This is a genomic window from Aeromonas sp. DNP9 (assembly GCF_001728955.1).
Lineage (GTDB): Bacteria > Pseudomonadota > Gammaproteobacteria > Enterobacterales > Aeromonadaceae > Aeromonas > Aeromonas veronii.
This window is the reverse complement of record NZ_LYSQ01000023.1, coordinates 13,944-37,195: the sequence shown is the minus strand read 5'-3', so window position 1 is coordinate 37,195 and position 23,252 is coordinate 13,944. Positions and strand designations below refer to the sequence as shown.

General features: G+C 58.8%; 23 protein-coding genes. 15 read left to right on the top strand and 8 right to left on the bottom strand.

What is annotated here, in order from left to right:
• Positions 1-20: 20 nt before the first annotated feature.
• The 9 genes from A9G06_RS16165 to A9G06_RS16125 all read left to right on the top strand — a co-directional run bounded on the left by A9G06_RS16165 (position 21) and on the right by A9G06_RS16125 (position 8,810).
• Entirely contained in the window at positions 21-1,709 is a 1,689-nt protein-coding gene (locus A9G06_RS16165; RefSeq protein ID WP_069555855.1) for an N-acetylmuramoyl-L-alanine amidase, read from the top strand.
• 16 nt (positions 1,710-1,725) lie between these two features.
• Positions 1,726-1,905, top strand: coding sequence for a hypothetical protein (locus A9G06_RS16160; protein ID WP_069555854.1), 180 nt, complete (start codon positions 1,726-1,728; stop codon positions 1,903-1,905).
• A gap of 3 nt (positions 1,906-1,908) precedes the next feature.
• On the top strand, positions 1,909-3,780 hold the full coding sequence (gene mutL / locus A9G06_RS16155; protein ID WP_069555894.1) for a DNA mismatch repair endonuclease MutL: 1,872 nt from the start codon (positions 1,909-1,911) through the stop codon (positions 3,778-3,780).
• Positions 3,770-4,699 carry a tRNA (adenosine(37)-N6)-dimethylallyltransferase MiaA gene (miaA, locus tag A9G06_RS16150; protein ID WP_075115381.1) on the top strand — a complete coding sequence of 310 codons (930 nt, stop codon included), beginning with the start codon at positions 3,770-3,772 and terminating at the stop codon, positions 4,697-4,699. Before mutL ends, miaA begins: the two co-directional genes overlap by 11 nt.
• A gap of 72 nt (positions 4,700-4,771) precedes the next feature.
• A complete protein-coding gene (gene hfq / locus A9G06_RS16145) occupies positions 4,772-5,035 on the top strand; it encodes an RNA chaperone Hfq (RefSeq protein WP_005339045.1) in 264 nt (87 codons plus the stop codon).
• Positions 5,036-5,098: 63 nt separating this feature from the next.
• Positions 5,099-6,385, top strand: a complete 1,287-nt coding sequence (gene hflX, locus A9G06_RS16140; RefSeq protein ID WP_005339043.1) for a ribosome rescue GTPase HflX — start codon at positions 5,099-5,101, stop codon at positions 6,383-6,385.
• Between the two features lie 91 nt (positions 6,386-6,476).
• A complete protein-coding gene (gene hflK, locus A9G06_RS16135) occupies positions 6,477-7,628 on the top strand; it encodes an FtsH protease activity modulator HflK (RefSeq protein ID WP_005339041.1) in 1,152 nt (383 codons plus the stop codon).
• Positions 7,629-7,631: 3 nt separating this feature from the next.
• Positions 7,632-8,516: a protease modulator HflC gene (gene hflC / locus A9G06_RS16130; RefSeq protein ID WP_005339038.1), complete on the top strand. Its 885-nt coding sequence runs from the start codon at positions 7,632-7,634 to the stop codon at positions 8,514-8,516.
• A gap of 105 nt (positions 8,517-8,621) precedes the next feature.
• The gene (locus tag A9G06_RS16125; protein ID WP_069555853.1) at positions 8,622-8,810 is read left to right on the top strand and encodes a DUF2065 family protein; all 189 of its coding nucleotides are present in this window, start codon (positions 8,622-8,624) and stop codon (positions 8,808-8,810) included.
• Between the two features lie 81 nt (positions 8,811-8,891).
• Here the strand turns inward: A9G06_RS16125 and ispB are convergent, their stop codons facing one another.
• Positions 8,892-9,863: an octaprenyl diphosphate synthase gene (gene ispB, locus A9G06_RS16120; RefSeq protein ID WP_069555852.1), complete on the bottom strand. Its 972-nt coding sequence runs from the start codon at positions 9,861-9,863 to the stop codon at positions 8,892-8,894.
• Between the two features lie 242 nt (positions 9,864-10,105).
• On the opposite strand from ispB, the gene rplU reads away from it, so the two are divergent.
• From rplU to A9G06_RS16100, 4 genes are all read left to right on the top strand, one after another.
• Positions 10,106-10,417, top strand: coding sequence for a 50S ribosomal protein L21 (gene rplU, locus A9G06_RS16115; protein ID WP_005304210.1), 312 nt, complete (start codon positions 10,106-10,108; stop codon positions 10,415-10,417).
• 17 nt (positions 10,418-10,434) lie between these two features.
• Complete coding sequence (rpmA, locus tag A9G06_RS16110; protein ID WP_005339028.1) at positions 10,435-10,692, top strand: 50S ribosomal protein L27; 258 nt, start codon at positions 10,435-10,437, stop codon at positions 10,690-10,692.
• A gap of 200 nt (positions 10,693-10,892) precedes the next feature.
• Positions 10,893-12,095, top strand: a complete 1,203-nt coding sequence (gene cgtA / locus A9G06_RS16105; RefSeq protein ID WP_069555851.1) for an Obg family GTPase CgtA — start codon at positions 10,893-10,895, stop codon at positions 12,093-12,095.
• 366 nt (positions 12,096-12,461) lie between these two features.
• A complete protein-coding gene (locus A9G06_RS16100; protein WP_005339025.1) occupies positions 12,462-13,832 on the top strand; it encodes a YjiH family protein in 1,371 nt (456 codons plus the stop codon).
• A gap of 84 nt (positions 13,833-13,916) precedes the next feature.
• Here A9G06_RS16100 and A9G06_RS16095 read toward each other — a convergent pair whose 3' ends face one another.
• Positions 13,917-14,255: a hypothetical protein gene (locus A9G06_RS16095; RefSeq protein WP_069555850.1), complete on the bottom strand. Its 339-nt coding sequence runs from the start codon at positions 14,253-14,255 to the stop codon at positions 13,917-13,919.
• Positions 14,256-14,558: 303 nt separating this feature from the next.
• On the opposite strand from A9G06_RS16095, the gene A9G06_RS16090 reads away from it, so the two are divergent.
• Positions 14,559-15,548 (top strand): luciferase-like monooxygenase, encoded by a 990-nt coding sequence (locus A9G06_RS16090; protein ID WP_069555849.1) that lies wholly within the window; start codon positions 14,559-14,561, stop codon positions 15,546-15,548.
• Between the two features lie 172 nt (positions 15,549-15,720).
• Positions 15,721-16,221 carry a 2TM domain-containing protein gene (locus A9G06_RS16085; RefSeq protein ID WP_021231934.1) on the top strand — a complete coding sequence of 167 codons (501 nt, stop codon included), beginning with the start codon at positions 15,721-15,723 and terminating at the stop codon, positions 16,219-16,221.
• Between the two features lie 119 nt (positions 16,222-16,340).
• Here A9G06_RS16085 and A9G06_RS16080 read toward each other — a convergent pair whose 3' ends face one another.
• From A9G06_RS16080 to lptD, 6 genes are read right to left on the bottom strand one after another with little or no spacing between them, the layout of a single operon-like run.
• Positions 16,341-17,162: a symmetrical bis(5'-nucleosyl)-tetraphosphatase gene (locus A9G06_RS16080; protein WP_069555848.1), complete on the bottom strand. Its 822-nt coding sequence runs from the start codon at positions 17,160-17,162 to the stop codon at positions 16,341-16,343.
• Between the two features lie 6 nt (positions 17,163-17,168).
• Positions 17,169-17,531 (bottom strand): Co2+/Mg2+ efflux protein ApaG, encoded by a 363-nt coding sequence (apaG, locus tag A9G06_RS16075; protein WP_031227971.1) that lies wholly within the window; start codon positions 17,529-17,531, stop codon positions 17,169-17,171.
• A 4-nt stretch (positions 17,532-17,535) separates the two neighbouring features.
• Positions 17,536-18,348: a 16S rRNA (adenine(1518)-N(6)/adenine(1519)-N(6))-dimethyltransferase RsmA gene (rsmA, locus tag A9G06_RS16070; RefSeq protein WP_069555847.1), complete on the bottom strand. Its 813-nt coding sequence runs from the start codon at positions 18,346-18,348 to the stop codon at positions 17,536-17,538.
• Entirely contained in the window at positions 18,338-19,333 is a 996-nt protein-coding gene (pdxA, locus tag A9G06_RS16065; RefSeq protein ID WP_069555846.1) for a 4-hydroxythreonine-4-phosphate dehydrogenase PdxA, read from the bottom strand. Before pdxA ends, rsmA begins: the two co-directional genes overlap by 11 nt.
• On the bottom strand, positions 19,333-20,631 hold the full coding sequence (surA, locus tag A9G06_RS16060) for a peptidylprolyl isomerase SurA (RefSeq protein WP_069555893.1): 1,299 nt from the start codon (positions 20,629-20,631) through the stop codon (positions 19,333-19,335). Before surA ends, pdxA begins: the two co-directional genes overlap by 1 nt.
• A 26-nt stretch (positions 20,632-20,657) precedes the next feature.
• The gene (gene lptD / locus A9G06_RS16055) at positions 20,658-23,123 is read right to left on the bottom strand and encodes an LPS assembly protein LptD (RefSeq protein WP_069555845.1); all 2,466 of its coding nucleotides are present in this window, start codon (positions 23,121-23,123) and stop codon (positions 20,658-20,660) included.
• Between the last annotated feature and the right edge of the window lie 129 nt (positions 23,124-23,252).

Sequence of the window (23,252 nt, the reverse complement as noted above, 5' to 3'; positions counted from 1 at the left end):
TTGTTATTGCTCTCTCTTTGATGGCGTTACCCTCCTGGGCGAATCAGCTCAAGAGCATACGAATCTGGCCATCACCGGATAACACCCGGGTGGTGCTCGATATGAGCAGCGCCCCCAATTACAACTACTTCACCCTCACCGGTCCGGATCGGCTGGTGATCGATCTGAAAGGGGCGAGCAACGCCGCCAATCTGGCCCGGATCGAGAACAACAGCGAACTGGTGCGCAAGATCCGCCAGAGCACTCCGCTGGAGAAGGGCGGTCTGCGGCTGGTGATGGATCTCAGCTCCGCCATCAAGCCGGTGGTCTTCCCGCTGGCGCCAGCCGGGCCCTATGGCCACCGTCTGGTCATCGACCTGCCTTATGAAGAGAAGCGCTCGGCGGCTGCGGTGCAATCCACGCCCATCGGTGGCAAGGGCAAGGGAGTGGTGATTGCTATCGATCCGGGCCACGGCGGGGAAGACCCGGGCTCCATCGGCCCGCGCCGTACCTACGAGAAGCGGGTCACGCTGGCGGTCTCCCAGAAGCTGGCGGCACTGATCGACCGCGAGCCGGGGATGCGTGCCGTGATGACCCGTCGTGGCGATTACTTCGTCGATCTCAACAAGCGCTCCGAGATCGCCCGCAAGGCCAAGGCGGATCTGCTGGTCTCTATCCATGCAGACAGTTTTCATAACTCGACCCCGCGCGGTGCCTCGGTCTGGGTCTTGTCGACCAACCGTGCCAACCGCGAGATGGGTAGCTGGCTGGAGAAGCAGGAGAAGCAGGGCGAGCTGCTGGGTGGTGTCGGCAAGGTGTTGGCGGAATCCGATCCCAACCCCTATCTGGCACAGACCTTCCTCGACCTCTCCATGGACAAGTCCCGTGCCGAAGGATATGACGTCAGCCGCCAGATCCTGCGCTCCATGGGCAAGGTTGCCCGACTGCACAAGAAGGCGCCGGAGCATGCCAGTCTGGCGGTGCTGAAGGCGCCGGATATTCCCTCGGTGCTGGTGGAGACCGGTTTTATCTCCAACCATGCGGAAGAGAAGCTGCTGGCCACCGCCAGCTATCAGGACCAGCTGGCCCGCGCCATCTTCGAGGGGATCCGTAACTACTACCGCGCTCACCCGACCAAGGGGGCCATGCTGACCGGCAAGGGGCAGGTGAGCCAACCTGCCGCTACTCGCCCTGCACCGGTAGCCCGGCAGCCGGTGAGCCAGCCCAGGCAGACACAGTCGCAGCCGGTAGTGACCAACAAGATGCCCGCCACCGCCCGCGACGGCGGTGCTGGGAGCGGCTCTGGCGCCGGGGTGATCAAGCCTTACTCGGCGGCAGCGCAGGAGAGCGGTGCACCGGTCAGCAGTGTGGGGGACTATGACAAATCGCGGATGCTCCGCCATGTGGTCAAACGGGGCGAGAGCCTCTCTCGCCTTGCCGAGAAGCATGGAGTGAGTCAGTCCACTCTGGTGGAGATCAACCAGCTGCGCAGCCGGGATATTCAGATTGGTCAAACAATCTATATTCCCCAGCAAGGGCAGAGCCGCGCTGCCGCCCCCGTTCGCAGTGACGACAAGTCGCAGATGATCCGCCATGTGGTCAAGCGGGGCGAGAGTCTCTCCCGCCTTGCCGAGAAACATGGGGTGAGTCAGGCTCGGCTGGTAGAGATCAACAAGCTCAAGTCGCGGAATATTCAGGTAGGGCAGGTGCTCTACATTCCGCAAAACTGACGCGCGGGAGCGAGCGATGCCGCTCCCGCTGTTAGCGAATACCATCAGCAAGATTGAAATTCAGGAGCAAGTGATGCCGATCTGTATATTGCCCCCTATCCTTGCTAACCAGATTCCGGTTGGTGGAGAGGTGGTGGAGCGGCCCTCCTGGAGCCTTAAGAGACTGACCATCCGCAAGAAAGAAATTCAGGAGTAAATGATGCCGATCCGTATTTTGCCACCCATTCTGGCCAACCAGATTGCAGCCGGAGAGGTGGTGGAGCGGCCCTCTTCTGTGGTGAAAGAGCTGGTGGAAAACAGCCTGGATGCGGGGGCCGACCGGGTCGAGATCGACATCGACAAGGGGGGAGCCAAGCTGATCCGCATCCGTGACAACGGCTGTGGCGTCGCCAAAGACGAGCTGGTGCTGGCGCTGTCGCGTCATGCGACCTCCAAGGTGGCCACGCTGGATGATCTGGAAGGGATCAACAGCCTCGGCTTTCGTGGTGAGGCGCTCGCCTCCATCAGCTCGGTCTCCCGTCTCACTTTCACCTCCCGTACTGCAGATCAGTCCGAAGCCTGGCAAGCCCAGGCGGAAGGGCGCGAAATGAGCGTCACCATCAAGCCGGCGGCCCATCCGGTGGGCACCACGGTGGAGGTGGTGGATCTCTTCTTCAATACCCCGGCGCGGCGCAAGTTCATGCGCAGCGAAAAGACCGAGTTTGCCCATATCGACGAGCTGGTGCGCCGCATCGCGCTCTCCCGCTTCGATGCCACCCTGATCCTGCGCCACAATGGCAAGGTGGTGCGCCAGTACAAGGCCGCCAATACCGTGCCGGAGCAGGAGCGTCGCCTCGCCGCCGTTTGCGGCACCCCCTTCATGCACCATGCGCTGGCGGTGGAGAGCGAGCATAGCGACGTGCGGCTGTGGGGCTGGCTGGCGACTCCGGAGGGGGCAAGACCGCAAAACGATCTGCAATATACCTATGTCAACGGCCGGATGATGCGCGACAAGCTCATCAACCACGCTATTCGTCAGGCCTATGACGAGTTGCTGCCTCCCGATCGCTTCGCCGCTTATGTGCTCTATATCGAGCTGGATCCCCGTCAGGTGGATGTCAACGTCCACCCGGCCAAGCATGAGGTGCGCTTCCATCAGGCGCGACTGATCCACGACTTTATCTTTCAGGCGCTGTTTACTGCGCTGCGCCGCGAAGGTGTCAGCGCCGTTCATCAGGACGCGCCGCTGGCCGAAACCCTGGTCGAGTTGCCGGTCAGTCCGCAAATTGAATATCCCGGTCAGGCGCCACGCCCTGAGTGGTACGGTGCCGAGCATAGCTACCGGGCACCTGCACAGGTGCGGGAGGGGGGCAGTGGTGCAGGCCGAGCCAGCAATTATCAACCGCCCGAGCCGCCGAGTCGGGAGGCGATGCGCGGCATGGGCGCTCTGCTCACTACGCTGCCTATCGCAACTGCGGCTGAGGCTGCTCCCGCACAGTCCACCGACACAGTACCGTCACCCAAACAGGGGGGATGTCGCGCCCTGACACTGGTGGAGCAGGCCTACCTGTTGATCGAGCTGGATAATCAGCTGGCGCTGCTCTCGCTGGTACGCGCCGAGCGGGTGCTGCTGCGCCAGTGGCTGCTGGAGACCTGGGGTCAGGGGCTGGCGGCCCAGCCACTGTTGCTGCCGGTCTCCTTCAAATTGCCGAAGAATTTGATCGCGCTGGTGACCGAGCAGGAGCGTTTGCTGAAACGGATGGGGCTGGAGTTGAAAAGCGGGGGGCGCGACACCATGATCCTGACTCGGGTGCCGGCTCTGCTGCGCCAGACCGATCTGGTGCGTCTGTTACCCGAATTGCTGCAAATTATCGAGGGCGGATCTGACAGTGATGCTGGTCAGCAGGCTGAAGTATTATGCCAATGGCTGGTGGAACAGGGGATAAGCCGCGAGAAGATATACGATTTTTCAACTGCCAGTCGTCTGCTGACGGAACTTGTGACTGATTTCAGTGACCAACTGGCAGACATTCGCATGGTACGCCCCCTTTCGCTGGCGACCGTGCTGGAGGAGTTTGAACATGGCGAGTGACTTGCCGACCGCAATTTTTCTGATGGGGCCGACGGCCTCCGGCAAGACGGATCTCGCCATTGAACTGTGCCAGGCGCTGCCCTGCGACATCATCAGCGTCGATTCGGCGCTGATCTATCGCGGCATGGATATCGGTACAGCCAAGCCGACCGCCGATGAACTGGCACGTGCCCCGCACCGGCTGATCGACATTCTTGACCCCGCCATGAGCTATTCGGCAGCCGATTTTTGCAAGGATGCCCTGCGGGAGATGAAAGAGATCGCCGACCGTGGCCGCATTCCTCTGCTGGTGGGCGGTACCATGCTCTATTTCAAGGCGCTGCTGGAGGGATTGTCCCCGCTGCCCTCTGCCGATCCCGCCATTCGAGCCGGGATTGAGGAAGAGGCTGCCCGCCTCGGTTGGCAGGCGCTGCATGATGAGCTGGTGCGCATTGACCCGGTGGCCGGGGCGCGAATTCACCCCAATGACCCGCAGCGACTCTCCCGGGCGCTGGAGGTCTACCGCATCAGCGGCAAGACCCTTACCGAGCTGACGCAGGTGCAGGGGGAGGGCTTGCCCTATCGGGTGTTGCAGTTTGCCATCGCTCCGAGCGATCGCGCCGTGCTGCATCAGCGGATCGAACTGCGCTTTGACAAGATGCTGCAAGGCGGCTTTGAACAGGAGGTTCGTGCGCTGATGGCGCGCGGCGATCTGCACCCGGATCTCCCCTCCATTCGCTGTGTGGGTTATCGCCAAATGTGGGACTACCTGTGCGGTGAAGTGGGGTATGATGAGATGCGTTATCGTGGCATTGTTGCCACACGCCAATTGGCAAAACGACAGATGACCTGGTTGCGCGGCTGGCCCGACGTGACCTGGTTGGAATCTGGTGAGTCTGGCAATCTCGACCGCGTGCTTGCTCGCGCTGGTGCGGCTTGACACTCCCTGTATAATCAGGTTGTTATATTGATATTCGGTGTTTAAAAACAACAAACTATAAGGAAAAGAAAAATGGCTAAGGGGCAATCTCTCCAAGACCCGTTTTTGAATGCGCTGCGCCGTGAGCGGATTCCTGTTTCTATCTATTTGGTGAACGGCATCAAACTACAAGGTCAGATCGAGTCTTTTGACCAGTTTGTTATCCTGCTGAAAAACACCGTGAGCCAGATGGTTTACAAGCACGCCATCTCGACTGTCGTACCGGCCCGTGCCGTCAATCATCACCAGCCCACTCCGGGTGGCGCGGCTGATGAACAGGGTGATGCCGAGGCGTGATATCCCTGGGCGAGTCGACTCGCCAACTCAGATTCATCATGATTCCTGTTAAGGAGCAAGCGCTTGTTTGACCGTTATGAAGCTGGCGAACAGGCCGTTCTGGTGCATGTCAACTTCAGTGATGAGGGTGAGCGGGAGGATCTGGAAGAGCTCAAGATGTTGGTGAGCTCGGCCGGAGTCAATGCGCTGGGGGTAATTACCACCAGTCGCAGTGCGCCCAGTGCCAAATTTTTTGTCGGCAGTGGCAAGGCTGAAGAGATCGCGTCCCAAGTCCAGATGCTGGATGCTGACGTCGTCATCTTCAACCATGCCCTGACTCCCGCCCAGGAGCGCAACCTGGAGCGTCTGTTCCAGTGCCGGGTGGTGGACCGAACCGGCCTGATCCTCGATATCTTTGCCCAGCGCGCCCGAACCCATGAAGGTAAACTGCAGGTCGAACTGGCCCAGTTGCGCCATCTTTCCACTCGTCTGGTGCGAGGCTGGACCCACCTTGAGCGTCAAAAGGGCGGGATTGGTCTGCGTGGTCCGGGTGAAACCCAGCTTGAAACTGACCGACGTCTGCTGCGGGAACGCATCAAGGCGATTTTGCGTCGGCTCGACAAGGTGGCCAAGCAGCGGGAGCAGGGACGCCGTGCCCGCAACCGCAACGAAGTGCCGACGGTGTCACTGGTTGGTTATACCAACGCCGGAAAGTCCACTTTGTTCAACCAACTTACAGCTGCCAGCGTGTATGCTGCCGACCAATTGTTCGCAACTCTGGATCCCACCCTGCGTAAACTGGTGATCCGGGATGTGGGTGATGTGATTTTGGCGGATACAGTTGGATTTATTCGACACTTGCCCCATGATCTGGTCGCGGCCTTCAAGGCGACCCTGCAGGAGACCCGTGAAGCGGATCTGCTGCTGCATGTGGTGGACTGTGCCGATGAGCAGATGCAGGAGAATATCGACTCCGTGCAGCAGGTGTTGGCCGAGATTGAAGCCGATGACAGGCCCCAGCTGATGATCTGCAACAAGATCGACAAGCTGGCGGATCGTCCGGCAGGTCTGGAGCGAGATGACGAGGGGCGCCCGTTGCGCGTCTGGTTGTCGGCCCAGACTGGTGAAGGTTGTGAGCATCTGTTTACGGCGCTGACCGAATTGCTGGCTGGCTCCATGGTGCATCACACCCTGCAGTTGCCTCCTTCTGCCGCGAGATTGCGCAGTGCGCTCTATCAGCTGAAAGGGATTGAGCAGGAAGGTTTTAGCGAGGAGGGTGATTTCGTGCTGGAAGTCCGCTTGCAAGTGGCCGACTGGAACCGCCTCGTGAAACAGGAAGGTGAGAGTTTACAACGCTTTATCAGGCATTGATTCGTTGATGAAGATGAACCCTTAGGGGCTTCTCAACGTATGATGGCCCGGTAGAGATGATATCCATCCGCATGTATTAATGGAGACGCTGATGGCTTGGAATGAGCCTGGTAACAACGGCAAAGACCGTGACCCTTGGGGGAATAACGGCAAGAATCAGGGACCCCCTGATCTGGATGAAATGCTGCGAAAAGTGAGTCGCCGTTTCGGTGGCTTGTTTGGTGGCGGCAAATCTGGCGGCGATGTAGGTCGCTTTGGTATCTCCATCGCGCTGGTTGTGGCTGTGGTGGTGTGGGTCGTCAGCGGCTTCTACACCATTCGCGAAGCGGAGCGTGGTGCCGTGCTGCGGTTTGGCAAGTTTTCGCATATTGTCGAGCCGGGCCTGCGCTGGAAGCCGACCTTTATCGATCAGGTGATCCCGGTGGACGTCGAGTCCGTGCGCTCCCTGCCTGCCTCCGGTTTCATGCTGACTCAGGATGAGAACGTGGTACGGGTCGAGATGGACGTACAGTACCGTGTCGTCAATCCAGAGCAGTATCTGTTCAGCGTGACCAATGCCGACGAGAGTCTGGGCCAGGCCACCGATAGCGCCCTGCGCTACGTGGTGGGTCATACCCGGATGGATGACGTGCTGACAACCGGTCGTGAGAAAGTGCGTCAGGAGACCTGGCAGGTGATCGATGGCATCATCGAGCCCTACCAGATGGGTCTGCAGATCGTCGATGTCAACTTCCTGCCGGCGCGTCCGCCGGAAGAGGTGAAAGACGCGTTTGATGACGCCATCTCCGCTCAGGAAGATGAACAGCGTTTCATTCGTGAAGCAGAAGCTTATGCCCGTGAAGTGGAGCCGAAGGCCCGTGGCCAGGTGAAGCGTCTGGAGCAGGAAGCTGAAGCTTACAAATCCCAGATCGTGTTGAAAGCCCAGGGGGAAGTTGCTCGCTTCAACGAGCTGCTGCCCCAGTATCTGGCTGCCCCCGAGCTGACCCGTGAGCGTATCTATCTGGAAACCATGGAAGAGCTCTATCAGCAGGCCAACAAGGTGGTGGTCGACATGCCGGCTGGCAACAACAGCATGATCTACCTGCCGCTCGACAAGCTGTCCGGCAAGCCGAAGGCTGCCCAGTCTGATCGTGCCACTGTCGCCCCGGTTACAGAGCAGGTCCCCGTTTCCAACGAGGGTGCCAACTCTACCCCGACAATGCCGCTGCGTAGCGGTGACCGCTTCAGCTCAGGGAGAAACTGATAGATGAAAAAGCTAGCTATTGGTGCAATCGCTGTCGCGGCCATGGTCTGCTTCTCTTCTGTCTTTATCGTTGATGAAGGTCAGAAGGGGATTGTGGTGCAGTTTGGCAAGGTGAAGCGGGTTGACTCCGGTGAACCCCGCCTCTATGAGCCGGGCCTGCACTTCAAGGTGCCGCTCATCGACCAGGTTCGCAAAATGGATGCCCGCATCCAGACCATTGACAGCCAGGCCGACCGTTTTGTCACCTCCGAGAAGAAAGACCTGATCATCGACTCCTACGTGAAGTGGAAGATCGAGGACTTCTCCAAGTACTACCTGGCAACCGGTGGTGGCAACAAGCTGCAGGCTGAAGATCTGCTCAAGCGCAAGATCAACAACGGTCTACGTTCAGAGATCGGTAACCGCACCATCAAGGACATCGTCTCCGGTGAGCGTAGTACCGTGATGGAAGATGCCCTGAAGAAGATGGCGCGCTCCTCCGAGCTCGGTATCAAGGTGGTGGATGTGCGGATCAAGCAGATCAACCTGCCGGTGGAAGTCTCCAACTCCATCTACCAGCGGATGCGCGCCGAGCGTACCGCAGTCGCCCGTGAGCACCGCTCTCAGGGTCGCGAGAAGGCTGAAATCCTGCGTGCCGATATCGATCGCAAGGTGACCGTCATGATCGCCGACGCCGAGAGTAACGCTCGCCAGCTGCGTGGTGAAGGGGATGCGGAAGCCGCCAAGATTTATGCCGACAGCTACAAGAAAGACCCCGAGTTTTTCAGCTTCGTGCGTAGCATGGAGGCCTATCGCAAGAGCTTTGCCGGTGGCAACGACCTGATGGTGTTGAAGCCGGACAGCGAGTTCTTCCGTTACCTCAAGTCTCCTCACGGCACCAAGCAGTAATCGCCACGAGGTCACATTCAAAGGGTCTGCATCGTCAGACCCTTTTGTTTTTGGTGCCAACGCCAGCCGTAAACCCAGGGGGCTGGTTGCATTGAAGGAGGTCGGATGCTGACATCCATGCTGATGGGTTTGGGATTGCTGCTGTTGTTCGAGGGGCTCGGCCCGTTGTTGATGCCCAGGGCATGGCAGCAGATGTTGCGGCTGCTGAGCGATCAGCCACCGGAGCAGTTGCGCCGTATCGGCGGCTCGCTAGTGGTGGCAGGTAGCGTGATCCTCTGGATACTGAGTCGCTGAGTCTGGCGCAATGCACTGTCCAGCAGATAGCAGACAATAAAAAAGAGGCCGAAGGCCTCTTTTTTCATGCATGTCGTTTACTCAGGCACTGCGCTGCACGGCCATGTGGGCCAGTGTTTCCAGCGCGTGCTTGTGCGGGGAGTCAGGCAGGATGGCGAGGGCGGCAATGGCCTTGTCGGCCTCTTGCCTGGCACGCATGCGGGAGTACTCCAGCGCGCCAGTGCGGTCGAGAATGCCGAGGATCTGCTCAAGATGCTCCATGCCGTTGCGGTGCAGGATGGCATCGCGCACCAGCTGGCGCTCTTCCGGCGTGCCCACTTCCATGGCGCGCAGCAGCGGCAGGGTCGGTTTGCCTTCGGCCAGATCGTCGCCGACGTTCTTGCCCATCTCTTCGCTCTGGGAGCAGTAGTCCATCACGTCATCAATGATCTGGAACGCGGTGCCCAGATACTTGCCGTAATCGGTCATGGCCTGCTCGACGGGCTCGGGCTGATGGGTCAGCACGGCGGCAAGGCGAGTGGCGGCCTCGAACAGCTTGGCGGTCTTGCAGTAGATGACCGTCATGTAGCTCTCTTCGGTGGTATCCGGGTCGTTGCAGTTCATCAGCTGCAACACTTCCCCTTCGGCGATGGTGTTGGTGGCATCCGAGAGGATCTCCATCACCCGCAGGTTGGAGAGTTCGGCCATCATCTGGAAGGAGCGGCTATAGAGGTAGTCACCGACCAGTACGCTGGCGGCATTGCCAAACATGGCGTTGGCGGTCTCCCGGCCACGGCGCAGGTCGGATTCGTCGACCACGTCGTCATGGAGCAGGGTAGAGGTGTGAATGAATTCGATGATGGCGGCCAGTTTCAGGTGATCCTCACCCTCATAGCCCAGCGCACGCGCAGCCATCACGGTCAGCATGGGGCGCATCCGTTTCCCGCCGGCGCTGACAATGTAGAAACCCAGCTGATTAATCAGACTAACGTCGGACTGGAGTCGGGCCAGGATCAGTTCATTGACCGCCGTCATGTCGGCGGCACAGAGCGCACGGATAGTCTGTTGGTCCATAAGTCTCGTAACGTGACAGCAGCAATAACTGCGATTTTAGTAATGGCAGGGATTCTACACGATTTCACAATGGGTTACAGTTAGGCGTTTATCCACGGCGGCAGATATGCGCACAAAATAAACTTTTTGCTAAATTGGCCTTGCCTGAGCAGATCGATTTGCGTAGAATGCCCGCCCATTGTTATAGGTTTTTGCGCATGTCTAGCCTTGAGCAAAAGACATGCCTTTACGGAGTTAATCAAATGTACGCGGTATTCCAAAGCGGCGGAAAACAACACCGTGTGGCCGAAGGTCAAATCGTTCGTCTGGAAAAGCTGAACGTTGAGACTGGCGCTACCATCGACTTCAACGAAGTTCTGATGGTTGCTGCAGGCGACACTTTTAAAGTAGGTGCTCCTTTCGTTGAAGGTGGCAAGGTTGTAGCTGAAGTTGTGGCTCACGGCCGTGGCGAGAAAGTGACTATCGTCAAGTTCCGTCGTCGTAAGCACCATCGTAAGCAAGCGGGCCACCGTCAGTGGTTCACTGAAGTCAAAATCACTGGCATCAGCGCTTAATTAGAGGAGTCCGATAAATGGCACACAAAAAAGCTGGCGGTTCATCCCGCAACGGTCGCGATTCTGAAGCTAAACGCCTGGGCGTAAAGCGTTTCGGCGGCGAAACAGTTCTGGCTGGCAGCATCATCGTTCGTCAACGTGGTACCAAGTTCCACGCTGGCACCAACGTTGGTCTGGGCAAGGATCACACCCTGTTCGCTACCGCGACTGGTAAAATCCTGTTCGAAGTTAAAGGTCCGCTGAATCGTAAGTACGTTAGCATCGTTGCTGAGTAATTACGGACCGCAAGGATCCGAAGCCCCGCCAACAGGCGGGGCTTTTGTTTTTCTGACGTCTTTCTGATGTCGTTGACGAAAAAACGGAACGCAGCTGACTTTGGCTCTGACGGGCATGATTGGCAAGATGCGTATCGCCCGCAGGGGTCTGTACCACTATAATTGCGTATCGGTTTTTCGAATTAAGGTGACGGTTACCTATGAAGTTTGTTGATGAAGTCCAGATTCGAGTCGATGCTGGTGACGGTGGTAACGGTTGTGTAAGCTTTCGCCGTGAAAAATATATTCCCAACGGTGGTCCGGACGGCGGTGACGGCGGTGACGGTGGCGACGTATATCTGATCGCCGACGAGAACCTCAATACCCTGATCGACTACCGTTTCGAGCGTTTCCATGCTGCCGAGCGCGGTGAGAATGGCCAGAGCGCCAACTGTACCGGTCGCCGCGGCAAGGACAAAATCCTGCGTGTGCCGGTCGGCACCCGAGCGACCGATGAGGATACCGGTGAACTGCTGGGGGATTTGACCCACCACGAGCAGAAGCTGCTGGTTGCCAAAGGTGGTTTCCATGGTCTGGGCAACACCCGCTTCAAGAGCTCCGTCAACCGTGCTCCCCGCCAGAAGAGTAACGGTACTCCGGGTGAAGTGCGTACCCTAAAGCTGGAGCTGCTGCTGCTGGCCGATGTCGGCATGCTGGGTCTGCCCAACGCAGGCAAGTCTACCTTTATTCGCGCCGTTTCTGCGGCTCGCCCGAAAGTGGCTGATTACCCCTTCACTACCCTGGTACCGAACCTGGGTGTGGTGCGTGGTGAAAACTCCCGCTCTTTCGTGATCGCCGATATCCCGGGTCTGATCGAAGGCGCTGCCGAAGGCGCAGGCCTGGGTATCCGTTTCCTGAAACACCTCGAGCGTTGCCGCGTGCTGATCCACCTGGTGGATATCTGCCCGGTTGATGGCTCCGATCCTGCTGAAAATGCCGTGACCATCGTCAAGGAGCTGGAGAAGTACAGCCCGGAACTGGCTGGCAAGCCGCGCTGGTTGGTGTTCAACAAGATGGATCTGATCCTGGAAGAGGAAGCCCAGAAGGTGATGGATCGCGTCAAGGCGGCCCTGAACCACGAAGGTCCGGTCTATGCCATCACTGCCATCAGCAAGGAAGGCACCAAGAAGGTCTGCTACGACATCCTGGATCTGCTGGATACCATGCCCCGTCAGCTGGCGGAAGATGCCAAAGACGCCATCGAGAAGGTGGAGTTCAAGTGGGACGACTACCACAAGAACCAGCTGGCCAAGGCTGAAGCGGAAGCACTGGCTGCCTCTCTTGCCTTCGATGAAGGGCTTGATGATGACGATTGGGATGACGACGAAGATGATGGCGTTGAAGTCATCTACGTCCGTGACTGATCCCCGTCACTCTCATTGAAAACCGGAGCCTGAACAGGCTCCGTTTTTTTTATGTCTATCGAGCAGCAACTCATTAGATATATTTGTGATGTCACTTATTGTCTGCCACTGATAACCGATTATACTGCCCACCAAAATTAACAATAACGAAACAATCATCTGGCGATGTCGATTGAATCGATATGCGCAGCTGTATCTTATTGTTTTAATGGAAGGTTTGCCTGTGGAAATATTTATGCACAGATTTCTGCCTTAAGGGCTTGTTTGTGCATTTTTTTAGAGTATTCTTGCGCCCGTTTTGCCGGTTAATGCATGAATACGCAGGTTGGCCTGGCTAGGGAAAAGTAATATTAGGGCAGTCATATCATGTTGGAAAAGAGTCTCGAAGCACCTGCGGTCAATACTCGCCGTAACTTGTTGATGTTTCTGGTTCCGTCACTTATCGGGATCCTGTTGTTCATGACGCCGGTCGTCTATGACGGTAACGTCACCATCCCGGTGGCCGTGCTGGCCAAGTTGGTGCAGCGTGTTTTTGCCGATTATCTGGTCGCCATGGTCAGTGCTGTGATCACCACCACCATGCTGATGACGGTGATTGCCTGGTTGTTCAAGCCGGCGATTCTGGTGCGTCGTCCTTTCCTCAACAGCTTGTTCAATGTCTCCCCTTTCTGGGCCTGCGTGCGGGTATTGGGCGGTATCTTCGTGCTGCTGACCTTCTTCCAGGTGGGGCCAGAGGTGCTTTACTCCGGTGCAACCGGTGGACTGGTGCTCAACGATCTGCTGCCGGTGCTGTTTTCTGTCTTCATTTTTGCCGGCCTGTTGCTGCCGTTGCTGCTCGATTTCGGGCTGCTGGAATTTGTCGGCACCATGATGACCCGCATCATGCGTCCGGTGTTCCGGTTGCCGGGTCGCTCCGCAGTGGACTGCTTTGCCTCCTGGCTCGGCGATGGCAGCGTCGGTATCCTGCTGACCAGCAAGCAGTACGAAGGGAAGTTCTATACCCAGCGTGAAGCCGCGGTGATTGGCACCACCTTCTCTGCGGTCTCCATCACCTTCTGTCTGGTGGTGATCTCCCAGGTGAAGCTGGAGCACATGTTTGTCCCCTTTTACCTGACCGTCTGTCTGGCGGGGGTGGTCGCCGCTATCGTGGTGCCGCGTTTGCCACCACTTTGCTGGAAGAAGGACATCTATGCTGATGGCACTCCCCTGTGCCGCAAGCAGGAAGCCGTGCCACACCAGCACAGCGTGATGAGCTATGGCTTCGAGCGGGCGCTGACCAAGGCTGACAGCATGACTGATCTCGGCGCAGTCGCACGGGAAGGGGTGAAGAATGCACTGGATATGGTGTTTGGCGTGCTGCCGGTGGTAATGGCGATCGGTACCTGTGCCCTGATGCTGGCCGAGCACACCCCTATCTTCAACTGGCTTGGCGCCCCGTTTGTCCCCTTGCTGGAGCTGCTGCAACTGCCGGAGGCGGAAGCGGCTTCCAAGACCATCATGGTCGGTTTTGCCGACATGTTCATTCCGGCTGTGTTGGCCTCGACCATCGAGAGCGACATGACCCGCTTCGTGATTGCCGCCATGTCGGTAACCCAGCTGATCTATATGTCGGAAGTGGGCGCCCTGCTGCTGGGCAGCAAGATCCCGGTCAAGTTGTGGGAGCTGTTCGTTATCTTCCTGCTGCGCACTCTGGTCACCTTGCCGGTTATTGCCGGGGTGGCACACCTGCTGTTCTAAGGGCGCTGCGCAGTGAAAAACGGTCAACCTCGGTTGACCGTTTTCTTTTTCGCAGTAACGGGAGAGAGTACCCCTTCGGTTGGCTCAGCCTGTAGTGACAGGACACTGGATAGTCAGGGAGTGGACCGTGTTGGCGATGCGATAGGGCTTGGCTGCTTTGTAGACCTTCTTTTCGTCGTCATAGCTTCCCCCCAGATACTGGGTGCTGTAGAGCGTCTGCTGGCGGCGGTCGGTCTCCTTGTAACCTTGCGGGCAGGTCTGGTTGGCCTGCTGGAAGCAGGTTTTCATGCTGCTGCACTCGATGTAAAAGCCGCGCTGGCTGGGATCGACAAGGTGCACAGGGGTGACGGTGGGGGCGGGGGGAGACAACAGGGCGCAGCCGGAGAGCGTCAGCGCGCCCAGCAGAACGAGATGTTTTGACATAGATAACCTGAACAGTGTGGTGTGACAAAGAGTGAGGGGGAGTCTGTTGCTCCCCCTTCGCTATAGGGAAACCGTTATAACCAGCAGGGGGCGCTCAGGCCAGCCCGCAAATGTAAGAAAATATGATCCCCCCGGGCTTGTGTGGCCAGCAGGATGAGCGTTCAAACAATACTTGCCTGAGATTTGTTCCGTTCGATTGCTGCCGCTTGGCAGGCAGAGTGTGGCAGGAGATAGTGATTCATTCAGGTATCCCGTGCTACATTGCCCCACTTGTTACTGGTCTGTAAATCAATGGAGTGACCCATGTCTGCCATCCCCTATTCCGTGCTCGATCTGGTGCCTGTTGCCGAAGGTTCCCTGCCTGCCGAGTCGTTTCGTCGTTCGCGGGATCTTGCCCGCCATGCCGAGGGGTGGGGTTACCAGCGCTACTGGCTGGCCGAACATCACAACATGCCGGGCATTGCCAGTGCCGCCACCTCGGTGCTGATCGGCCATCTGGCCGAGGCCACCACCACTCTGCGGATCGGCGCGGGTGGCATCATGTTACCGAACCACTCGCCGCTGGTGATTGCCGAACAGTTTGGCACCTTGGCTTCTCTCTATCCCGACCGCATCGACCTTGGCCTTGGCCGCGCCCCCGGGACCGATCAGCGCACCATGCGGGCGCTGCGGCGTATGCGCAGTGGCGAGGTGGATGATTTTCCGGCCGATGTGCGCGAGTTGATGAGCTACTTTGGCGACGAGATCGGCGCCGTGCAGGCGGTGCCCGGCCAGGGGCTGCATCTGCCCATCTGGCTGCTGGGCTCCAGCCTCTACAGCGCGCAACTTGCAGCGGCGATGGGCTTGCCGTTCGGTTTTGCCTCCCATTTCGCGCCCGCCATGTTGCTGCAGGCGCTGGAGATCTACCGTAGCCAGTATCGCCCCTCTGCTCGCTGGCCCAAGCCCCATGCGGTGGTCTGCATCAACATGATCGCTGCCGACAGCGAGCGGGAGGCCCGCTTCCAGTTCACTACCGTGCAGCAGCAGTTCTTGCGTCTCCATCGCGGTGATGCGGGCAAGCTGCCCACGCCGGTCGTCCAGCTTGGCGACGAGTGGGCACCCCGTGAGCTGATGGCGATGGAGCAGACCTTGGCCCGCTCGCTAGTGGGCAACCCTGAGCAGGTTCGTCACGGCCTCAAGGCGCTGCTGGCGGAAACCCGTGCCGATGAGCTGATGTTCAATGGGCCCATCGTCGATCATCAGGCCCGGCTGCGTTCTTTCGAGATTGCCGCCGAGCTGATGCAGAGCCTGTGATTACACATCCGGGCACATCTGCATGTGTGCCAGAGCTTGACCTTATATCTCTTTATGTTTATTCAACCAATTGATTTGAAAGAGTTGTCAGGTTGATGTCGGCCATCTGTCGTGTCACCTTTCGCGGCGCAAGCCCTATGCTGGCCCTGTCAATTACCACAAGGAGTTCGAGATGATCGTCAGGAAGTTGAGATTGCAACGGGGTTGGTCGCAGGATCAGTTGGCAACGTTGACTGGTTTGAGTGTCCGCACTATCCAGCGGATCGAGCAGGGGCAGCAACCCGGACTGGAATCTCTCAAGGCCCTGGCTGCCGTCTTTGAACTCGATGTGGCTCAACTGGATGGATCAGAGCAACAGGAGCGCGAGATGAGAGGAAGTGACACTATGGGTCAGGATGCGGTGCAGGTATCGGCAGAGGAGCGGGCGGCAATGCGCTATGTGGAGGAGCTCAAGGGCTTCTATCACCATGTCGCCAGCTACGTGGTGGTGATCTGCGGGCTGTTTGTCATCAACTACCTGAGCAATCCGGAGTACATCTGGGCCTGGTGGCCAACCCTGGGGTGGGGGCTGGGGCTTGCCTCCCATGCTGTTCGGGTGTTTCAGCCCTTCAAACTGTTTGGCCCGGAGTGGGAGCGGCGCCAGATCGAGAAGCGGCTGGGGCGCAAGTTGTAACCTTATTCGCACGGAACCAGAGAACACAAAACAGAAAGCCCGGCAGATTGCCGGGCTTTGTTATTACTGCGGGTTGTGGCAATCCATACGGCAGCGACCGCCAGATTGCTGCGCACTCCCTAGCTGGCGTGAACCGGGCAGGGGGTAGTGATCAGGGCATCATCTTCATAGCGCCACAGGGTGAGGCTGTTGCCCCAGACGCAGCCGGTATCGAGCGCCTTGATATCGCTCTTGCCGGTGTTGCCCATCAGGGCTGCCCAGTGGCCGAACACCAGAATGGGGTCATCTACGTGGTGTTCGCGCTGTTCGAACCAGGGACGCAGCCCCGGGGTCGACTCCTTGGGCCCCTTCTTGCATTTGAAGTCGAGACGACCGTCGAAATAGCAGAAGCGCATCCGGGTGAAGGTGTTGATGATGTAGCGGTAGCGGTCGATCCCGACCAGATCATCTTTCCAGCCATCGGGCTGGTCTCCGTACATGTTGTGCAGCAGCCAGCTGTACTGGTCACCGCGCAGCAGGCTCTCTACCTCGCGGGCGCAGTTGCGCGCGGTGCGGACATCCCATGCGGGGGAGATCCCGGCATGCACCATCATGATGGGCAGATCCGGATGTTCGGCCAGTAGCGGGCGGTGGCGCAGCCACTCCAGCAGTTCATCCCGATCAGGGGCATCCATCAGGCTTTGCAGCTTGTCTTTCTTCTTGAGCGGTGCAACGCCATCGGCGACTGCCAGCAGGTGCAGGTCGTGGTTGCCGAGCACGGTAACGGCACGGTTGCCCAGCCCTTTGACGAAACGCAGGGTATTGAGGGAGTCCGGGCCGCGGGCGACCAGATCGCCGCAGAGCCAGAGCACGTCTTGGTCGGGATCGAACGCAGCAAGATCCAGCAGACGGCGCAAGTCGTCGTAACAGCCCTGGATGTCACCGACAAAACAGTTCGCCATGAAACCTCAGTTGATAATATTGGGGATGGCCAGCGTGAAGGGGGCGATGGGCGCCTCGAACTGCTGACCAGAGCCATCTTGCAGGGTATAGCTCCCTTCCATCACCCCGAGCGGGGTCGCCAGCGGCACGCCGCTCTGGTAGCGGTAGGTCTCACCTTCGGCAATGACGGGTTGTTCCCCGACCACGCCCGGGCCTGCCACTTCCAGCATCTTGCCATTGGCATCGGTGATGAGCCAGCGCCGATGCAGCAGTTGCACCGGGCCGGGCCCCAGATTCTCAATCTCGATCAGATAGTGAAACTGGTAAGGGTCTTTGGAGCCCGCCACATACACGGGGTACGGGCGGATCTCGATGTGCGGGAGTGCCACAGGATCAGGCCTGTTGCTGATCCGCCAGCCAGTTGGCGATCATGACAAACTGCTCGAGGGAGAGATTCTCCGGGCGCAGGTTGCCATCGATACCAAGCTCGGTCAGCTGGGCGTCGGTGATGAAGTTGGAGAAGCTGTTGCGAATGGTCTTGCGACGCTGCCCAAAGCCTTCGGTACAGACGCGATTCAGACAACGAATGTCTTTTGCGACTATGGTCGGATTCTTGTGCGGGATCAGGCGAACTACGGCAGAGTCCACCTTCGGCGCCGGTTTGAAGGCGCCCGGGCCCACTTCCAGCACAGGCACCACCTGGCAGTAGTACTGGGTCATCACGCTCAGACGGCCATAAGCCTTGCTGCCCGGGCCGGCGGCCAGACGCAACACCACTTCCTTTTGCAGCATGAAGTGCATGTCTTCAACCCGATCGGCAAACTCGCACAGGTGGAAGATGAGCGGGGTGGAGATGTTGTAGGGCAGGTTGCCGAAGATGCGCAGCGGCCCCTTGCCTTCACCTATCAGGGTGCCGAAGTCGAAACGCATGGCATCCGCTTCGATGACGGTCAGCTTGTCTTTGAGGGTCGGGTGCTCGCGCAGGCGAGCTGCCAGGTCCCGGTCAAGCTCGACCACGGTCATCTTGTCCATCTGGGCGGCAACCGGCTCGGTCAGCGCGGCCAGACCCGGACCGATCTCCACCAGATTCTGACCCGGCTGCGGGTTGATGGCGGCGACGATTTGATCGATCACATACCGGTCGTGCAAGAAGTTCTGACCGAAACGCTTACGGGCCGTGTGGCCCATGTGCACCTTACTGCTCATATCTTTTTTTCTCTACCATCTTGATGGCGTGGTTAATCGCGGTGACAAGGCTGCCCGGATCGGCCAGGCCCTTGCCTGCCAGATCCAGCGCGGTGCCGTGATCCACCGAAGTGCGGATGAAGGGAAGCCCCAGGGTGATATTGACCGAACTGCCGAAGCCCTTGTATTTGAGCACAGGCAGCCCCTGGTCGTGGTACATGGCGAGTACCGCATCCGCATCCTTGAGGTATTTCTCCTGGAACAGGGTGTCGGCCGGCAACGGGCCGACCAGATCGATCCCCTCCTGGCGCAGGGTGGCCAGGGCGGGTTCGATCACGTCAATCTCTTCACGTCCGAGATGGCCACCTTCCCCTGCGTGGGGGTTAAGGCCGCAGACGTAAATACGGGGTTTGGCGATGCCAAACTTGGTGGCGAGATCCTCATTGAGGATCCGGATCACCTTGCCGAGGCGATCCTCGGTGATGGCCATCGCCACATAGGCCAGCGGAATATGGGTGGTCGCCAGTGCGACCCGCAGCCCTTCGGTTGCCAGCATCATTACCACATCGGCGGTGTTGGATTGCTGGGCAAAGAACTCGGTGTGGCCGCTGAACGAGACCCCGGCCTGGTTGATGATCCCCTTGTGCACCGGCCCGGTCACCACGGCGGCAAATTCGCCGCTCATGTTGCCATCGCAGGCGCGCTGCAGGGTAGCCAGTACATAGGGGCCATTGCCTTCGTTCAGCTCACCCGGCACCACAGAGGCGCCGAGGGTGACCGGACAGACGGTCAGGGTGCCCGCCCGCTGGGGGCGGGCAGGGGCGGCGGTATCGTAGGGCTCAAGCTCGATGCTGAGCCCCAGCAGGGTTGCCCGCTCGCGCAGCAGCGCCGGATCGGCGATCACCACCAGCTGATGGGGCCAATCCTGCTGGGCAATCTGCAGCACCAGATCCGGGCCGATCCCGGCCGGTTCGCCCGGGGTAACGGCAAGGCGACGGCAGCTCATCAGCTACCGGCTCCTTCGATCTGGATGTAGGCCTCGTCACGTAGCTCATCCAGCCACGCCTGGGACTCTTCCACGAAGCGACGGTTGTAGATCAGCTGGTAGGCGCGCTGCTCCTGAGCCTTGTCGGTCGCATCCTGGCTGCGGCGATCTTCCACCTGCACGATGTGCCAGCCATGGCTGGTACGGAACGGGGCACTGATCTGGCCTGGTTGCAGACGGTTGACCATGTCGCGGAACTCGGGGACATAGACGTTGGGATCAGACCAGCCCAGTTCGCCACCCTGCACCGCAGAGCCCGGATCTTCGGAGTACTTCTCCGCCATGCTGGCGAAGCTTGCCTTGCCGCTCTTGATGTCGTGCAGAATGCCGTCCAGCATCCCCTTGGCTTTCTCTTCGCTCAGGATGATGGAGGGCTTGATCAGGATATGACGGGTCTTCACCTCGGTCTGCATCACTTGCTGCTGACCCTTGGTGTCGAACACCTTGACGATGTGCAGGCCGGCGCCGGAGCGCAGCGGGCCGACGATGTCGCCCTTCTTGACACCTTGCACCGCTTCCGCCATCAGGGTCGGCATCTCTTGCGGGCTCATCCAGCCCCAGTCGCCCCCTTCCAGCGCCTTGGGACCGTTACTCTCGGCAATGGCCAGTTTGCGGAAGTCGGCCCCTTGCTTGAGGGCGGTCAGAATGCGCTCGATCTTGCTCTTGGCGGCATCCAGCTGGGCGGCGGTGGGGTTGTCCGGCAGGGCAATCTGGATATGGCCGACGTGGTATTCGTTCTGCTGTTGACCCTGTTTCTTCAGGATCTCCACCACCTGCTTCACCTCCTGCTCGGAGATGTTGATACGGCGGCGCACCTGATTGCGGCGCACCTCGTTCATCAGGATCTCGCGGCGCACCTCTTCCCGATACTGGGCATAGGTCATCCCTTCACGGGCGAGCTGGGCGCGCAGCTGATCCAGGGTCATCTTGTTGTCGGCGGCGATGCCCTGAATAGCTTGTTCCAGCTGGGTGTCGCTGATCTTCAGCCCCTGGCGCTCCGCCAGTTGCAGCTGCAGGCTCTCCTGGATCAGGCGATCCAGCGCCTGTTTGCGCAGGGTGGCATCGTCAGGCAGGGACTGGCCGCTCTCCTGGGCGGAGAGTTTTACCTTGTTGACCAGTGCGTCCTGTTGGCTGGACAGCACCACGTCCTTGTTGACCACGGCCAGCACCTTGTCCATCAGCTCGGGCGCAGCCAGTGCTGCCTGGCTCATGGCACCGAACATTCCCGCGGTCAGCAGGGCAATCAGGGTCTTTTTCATATCCATCTCTCAAGGCTGGGCCAGCATCATTGCTGGCCTTTCAGATTAAACGGGCGAACATAGGGCAACAGCTCGGTATCCAGGGTGACGCTGCGGCCACCGGTACCTACGCTGCCAAGTCCCTTCATTTCAAACTGCAGACCAATGACTTTTTCCGAAGTGGGCTTCAGGGTGACGTTGTCCGGCTGATTGTGCCACTCCAGGCTCATGTTGATGCTCCAGCAGCAGGAGTCGTATTTGACACCGATCTTGCGGTCAATGTTCACATCCTGCTTGATGTCACGGTAGTAACCGCCATACATCTGCCACTGATCGGCGATTGGCGCCATCATCACCAGGCCCGCCTGGCTCAGATCTTCTGCCAGCGCCGTGTTGGTCGGATAGCGATAGTCCAGGTTGCCATCCTTGATGTAGCGGTAGTTGACTTGAGTGGTCAGCTTGCCGGTCCGGTACTCGACTGCACCGTTGCCAGCCGTAAATTCACCCTCGGAGGTATCGTATTGGGTCCCCGCGTGGGCAAACCACTCATCGGTGATCCGGGCATCCCCCTCGAACGAGAGCAGGGAGCGGGCGTTGGTGCTTTCCGGATTTGACGGGTAGAGGCGCACCTTGGGGGGGGTCACTTCGAAGGCCTGGGCCACCGCCAGACGCAACCGTTCATCACCCACATTGTCATAGACCCGGCTGGTCAGGCCAACGGTGATCCGGTTGGCATCGCTGATGCGGTCGAGACCGGCAAAGCGGCGGTCACTGAACAGGCTGTAGTAGTCCTGACGGGTGGTGGTGGAGTCGTAGATCCCGATCTCGTCCTGATTTTTGTAAGGGATATAGAGGTACTGGAACTCGGGTTCCAGGGTTTGGGTGCCCTTGCCATCATACCAGTCGAGCGGCCGATCGAAGTTGACGCCCCCCTTGAGGCGGAAGGAGGGCAGAGTACGGGTAATGGTGCCCTCTTTCAGGGTCAGCTGTTTGCTGTCTGCATCGGTGAAGCGGCTGCGGTCCTGGCTAACCAGATTATCGGGTACCTCCTGGTTGTAGGAGGTGAACATCAGCTTGTACTGGCTGGTGAGGTAGTAGCCAGGGGCATCGATGAGAGGCACTGTCAGGGTTGGAGCCAGGTGCAGACGGGTGGCGGTATAGCGTTCACCGGCCTGCTGGGTACTTGCGCTGCCGTTGTCATAGCCAAACTTGGTCAGTTCGCTGTTCCAGGCCAGATCAAACCACTTGCCCTGCTGGTAGTAGTTGTAGTCGATACGCGGCAGCATCTCGTGGGGCAGCAACGCACCCGGTAGCAATATCTGGTAGCGGCGCACCTCTGAGGTGAGGTTCCAGTTCTGCTGGTAGTAACCGGCAGTAAAGGATTGCTGCAACTGGCTGTCGACCTGGGTGCCCACCGGTGGGCTGAAGTCGTTGAAGTAGTTGTAATCCTTGTCGCGCACTTGGGTGTAATCGACACCAAAGCGCAGGGAACCATCCATCAGGCTCGAGCCGTGACGCACGTTCATCAGATAGCGGTGGCCATCGGACAGGTAAGGGGTGCCGGTCGACGTGTTGATGAAGCTGGGGTTGCCTGCATCATACTGCTTGTCGTCCGCCAGGTTTTCAAAGTAGAGGATGCCTGCGTGGGCGGGGTCCGGCATATAGCGGAACTCCACCTGCTCCATCAGGCCGCGTTTGTCCATAAAGCGGGAGGTGATGGTGGCATCGTAGTTGGGGGCTATGTTCCAGTAGAAGGGCTGGGTGATATCCATGCCGTTGCTGGAGCTTTGCGTATAGCCGGGATAGAGCAAGCCTGTCTTCCGCTCATCCTTGATGGGGAAGTTGATATAGGGAAAGTAGAACACCGGATAGTCGTAGAGCCAGAGGCTGGCGTTCCACGCTTCGCCGAACACCTCTTTCTGGTCGATGTCGATGCTACCCGCCTTGAGTGTCCACACCTCCTGACCGGGGGGGCAGGTGGTGTACTGGGCCCCCTCCATGGTGATGTTCTGGTTGTTGTTGGTCATGGTGACTCGCTTGGCAAAACCGCGCACCGGTGAGCCATGAACCTGATATTTGCCCTCTTCCAGTTCGGAGTTCTTGGTATCCAGGTTGGATTTGAGGGTCTTGTCGCTGGTGACGGTCACCTGACCGTCGTTGTAATAGATGTTGCCGATGGCGATGACATCCCGGCTCTTCTGGTCGAGCTGGGCATAGTCGGAGTCGAACTTGCGAACCCCCTGACGAACCTTGACATCCCCTTCATAGACGGCGGTGCCGCCCTGCTTGGCTTCGAGGCGGTCAGCATCCACCTCGACCGGCAGCGCATTGGCCTCCTCGGCAGAGGCAGGTTTTTCGACCTTGGGGACATAGTCGTAACAGAGGCTGTCGAGGATCCCTGTGGCTGGCGGCGTCTCAAAAGGGGCAGCCTGAACCATCATGGATGTCAGGGCCGGTGCCAGGCTGATAGTCAGGGCGATGGGATAACGGTATCCCAGTGTCCATTTTGTCATGTGAAAGACTCGTGCAATCCGTGATAGATACGGTTGATCCAAGGCATGCATTTTACGACAGGTTTCATCGAGTTGACATTGCATGTCATTGCTTTATGTTAGCCGGCAATGATAAAGCATTATTGCGGC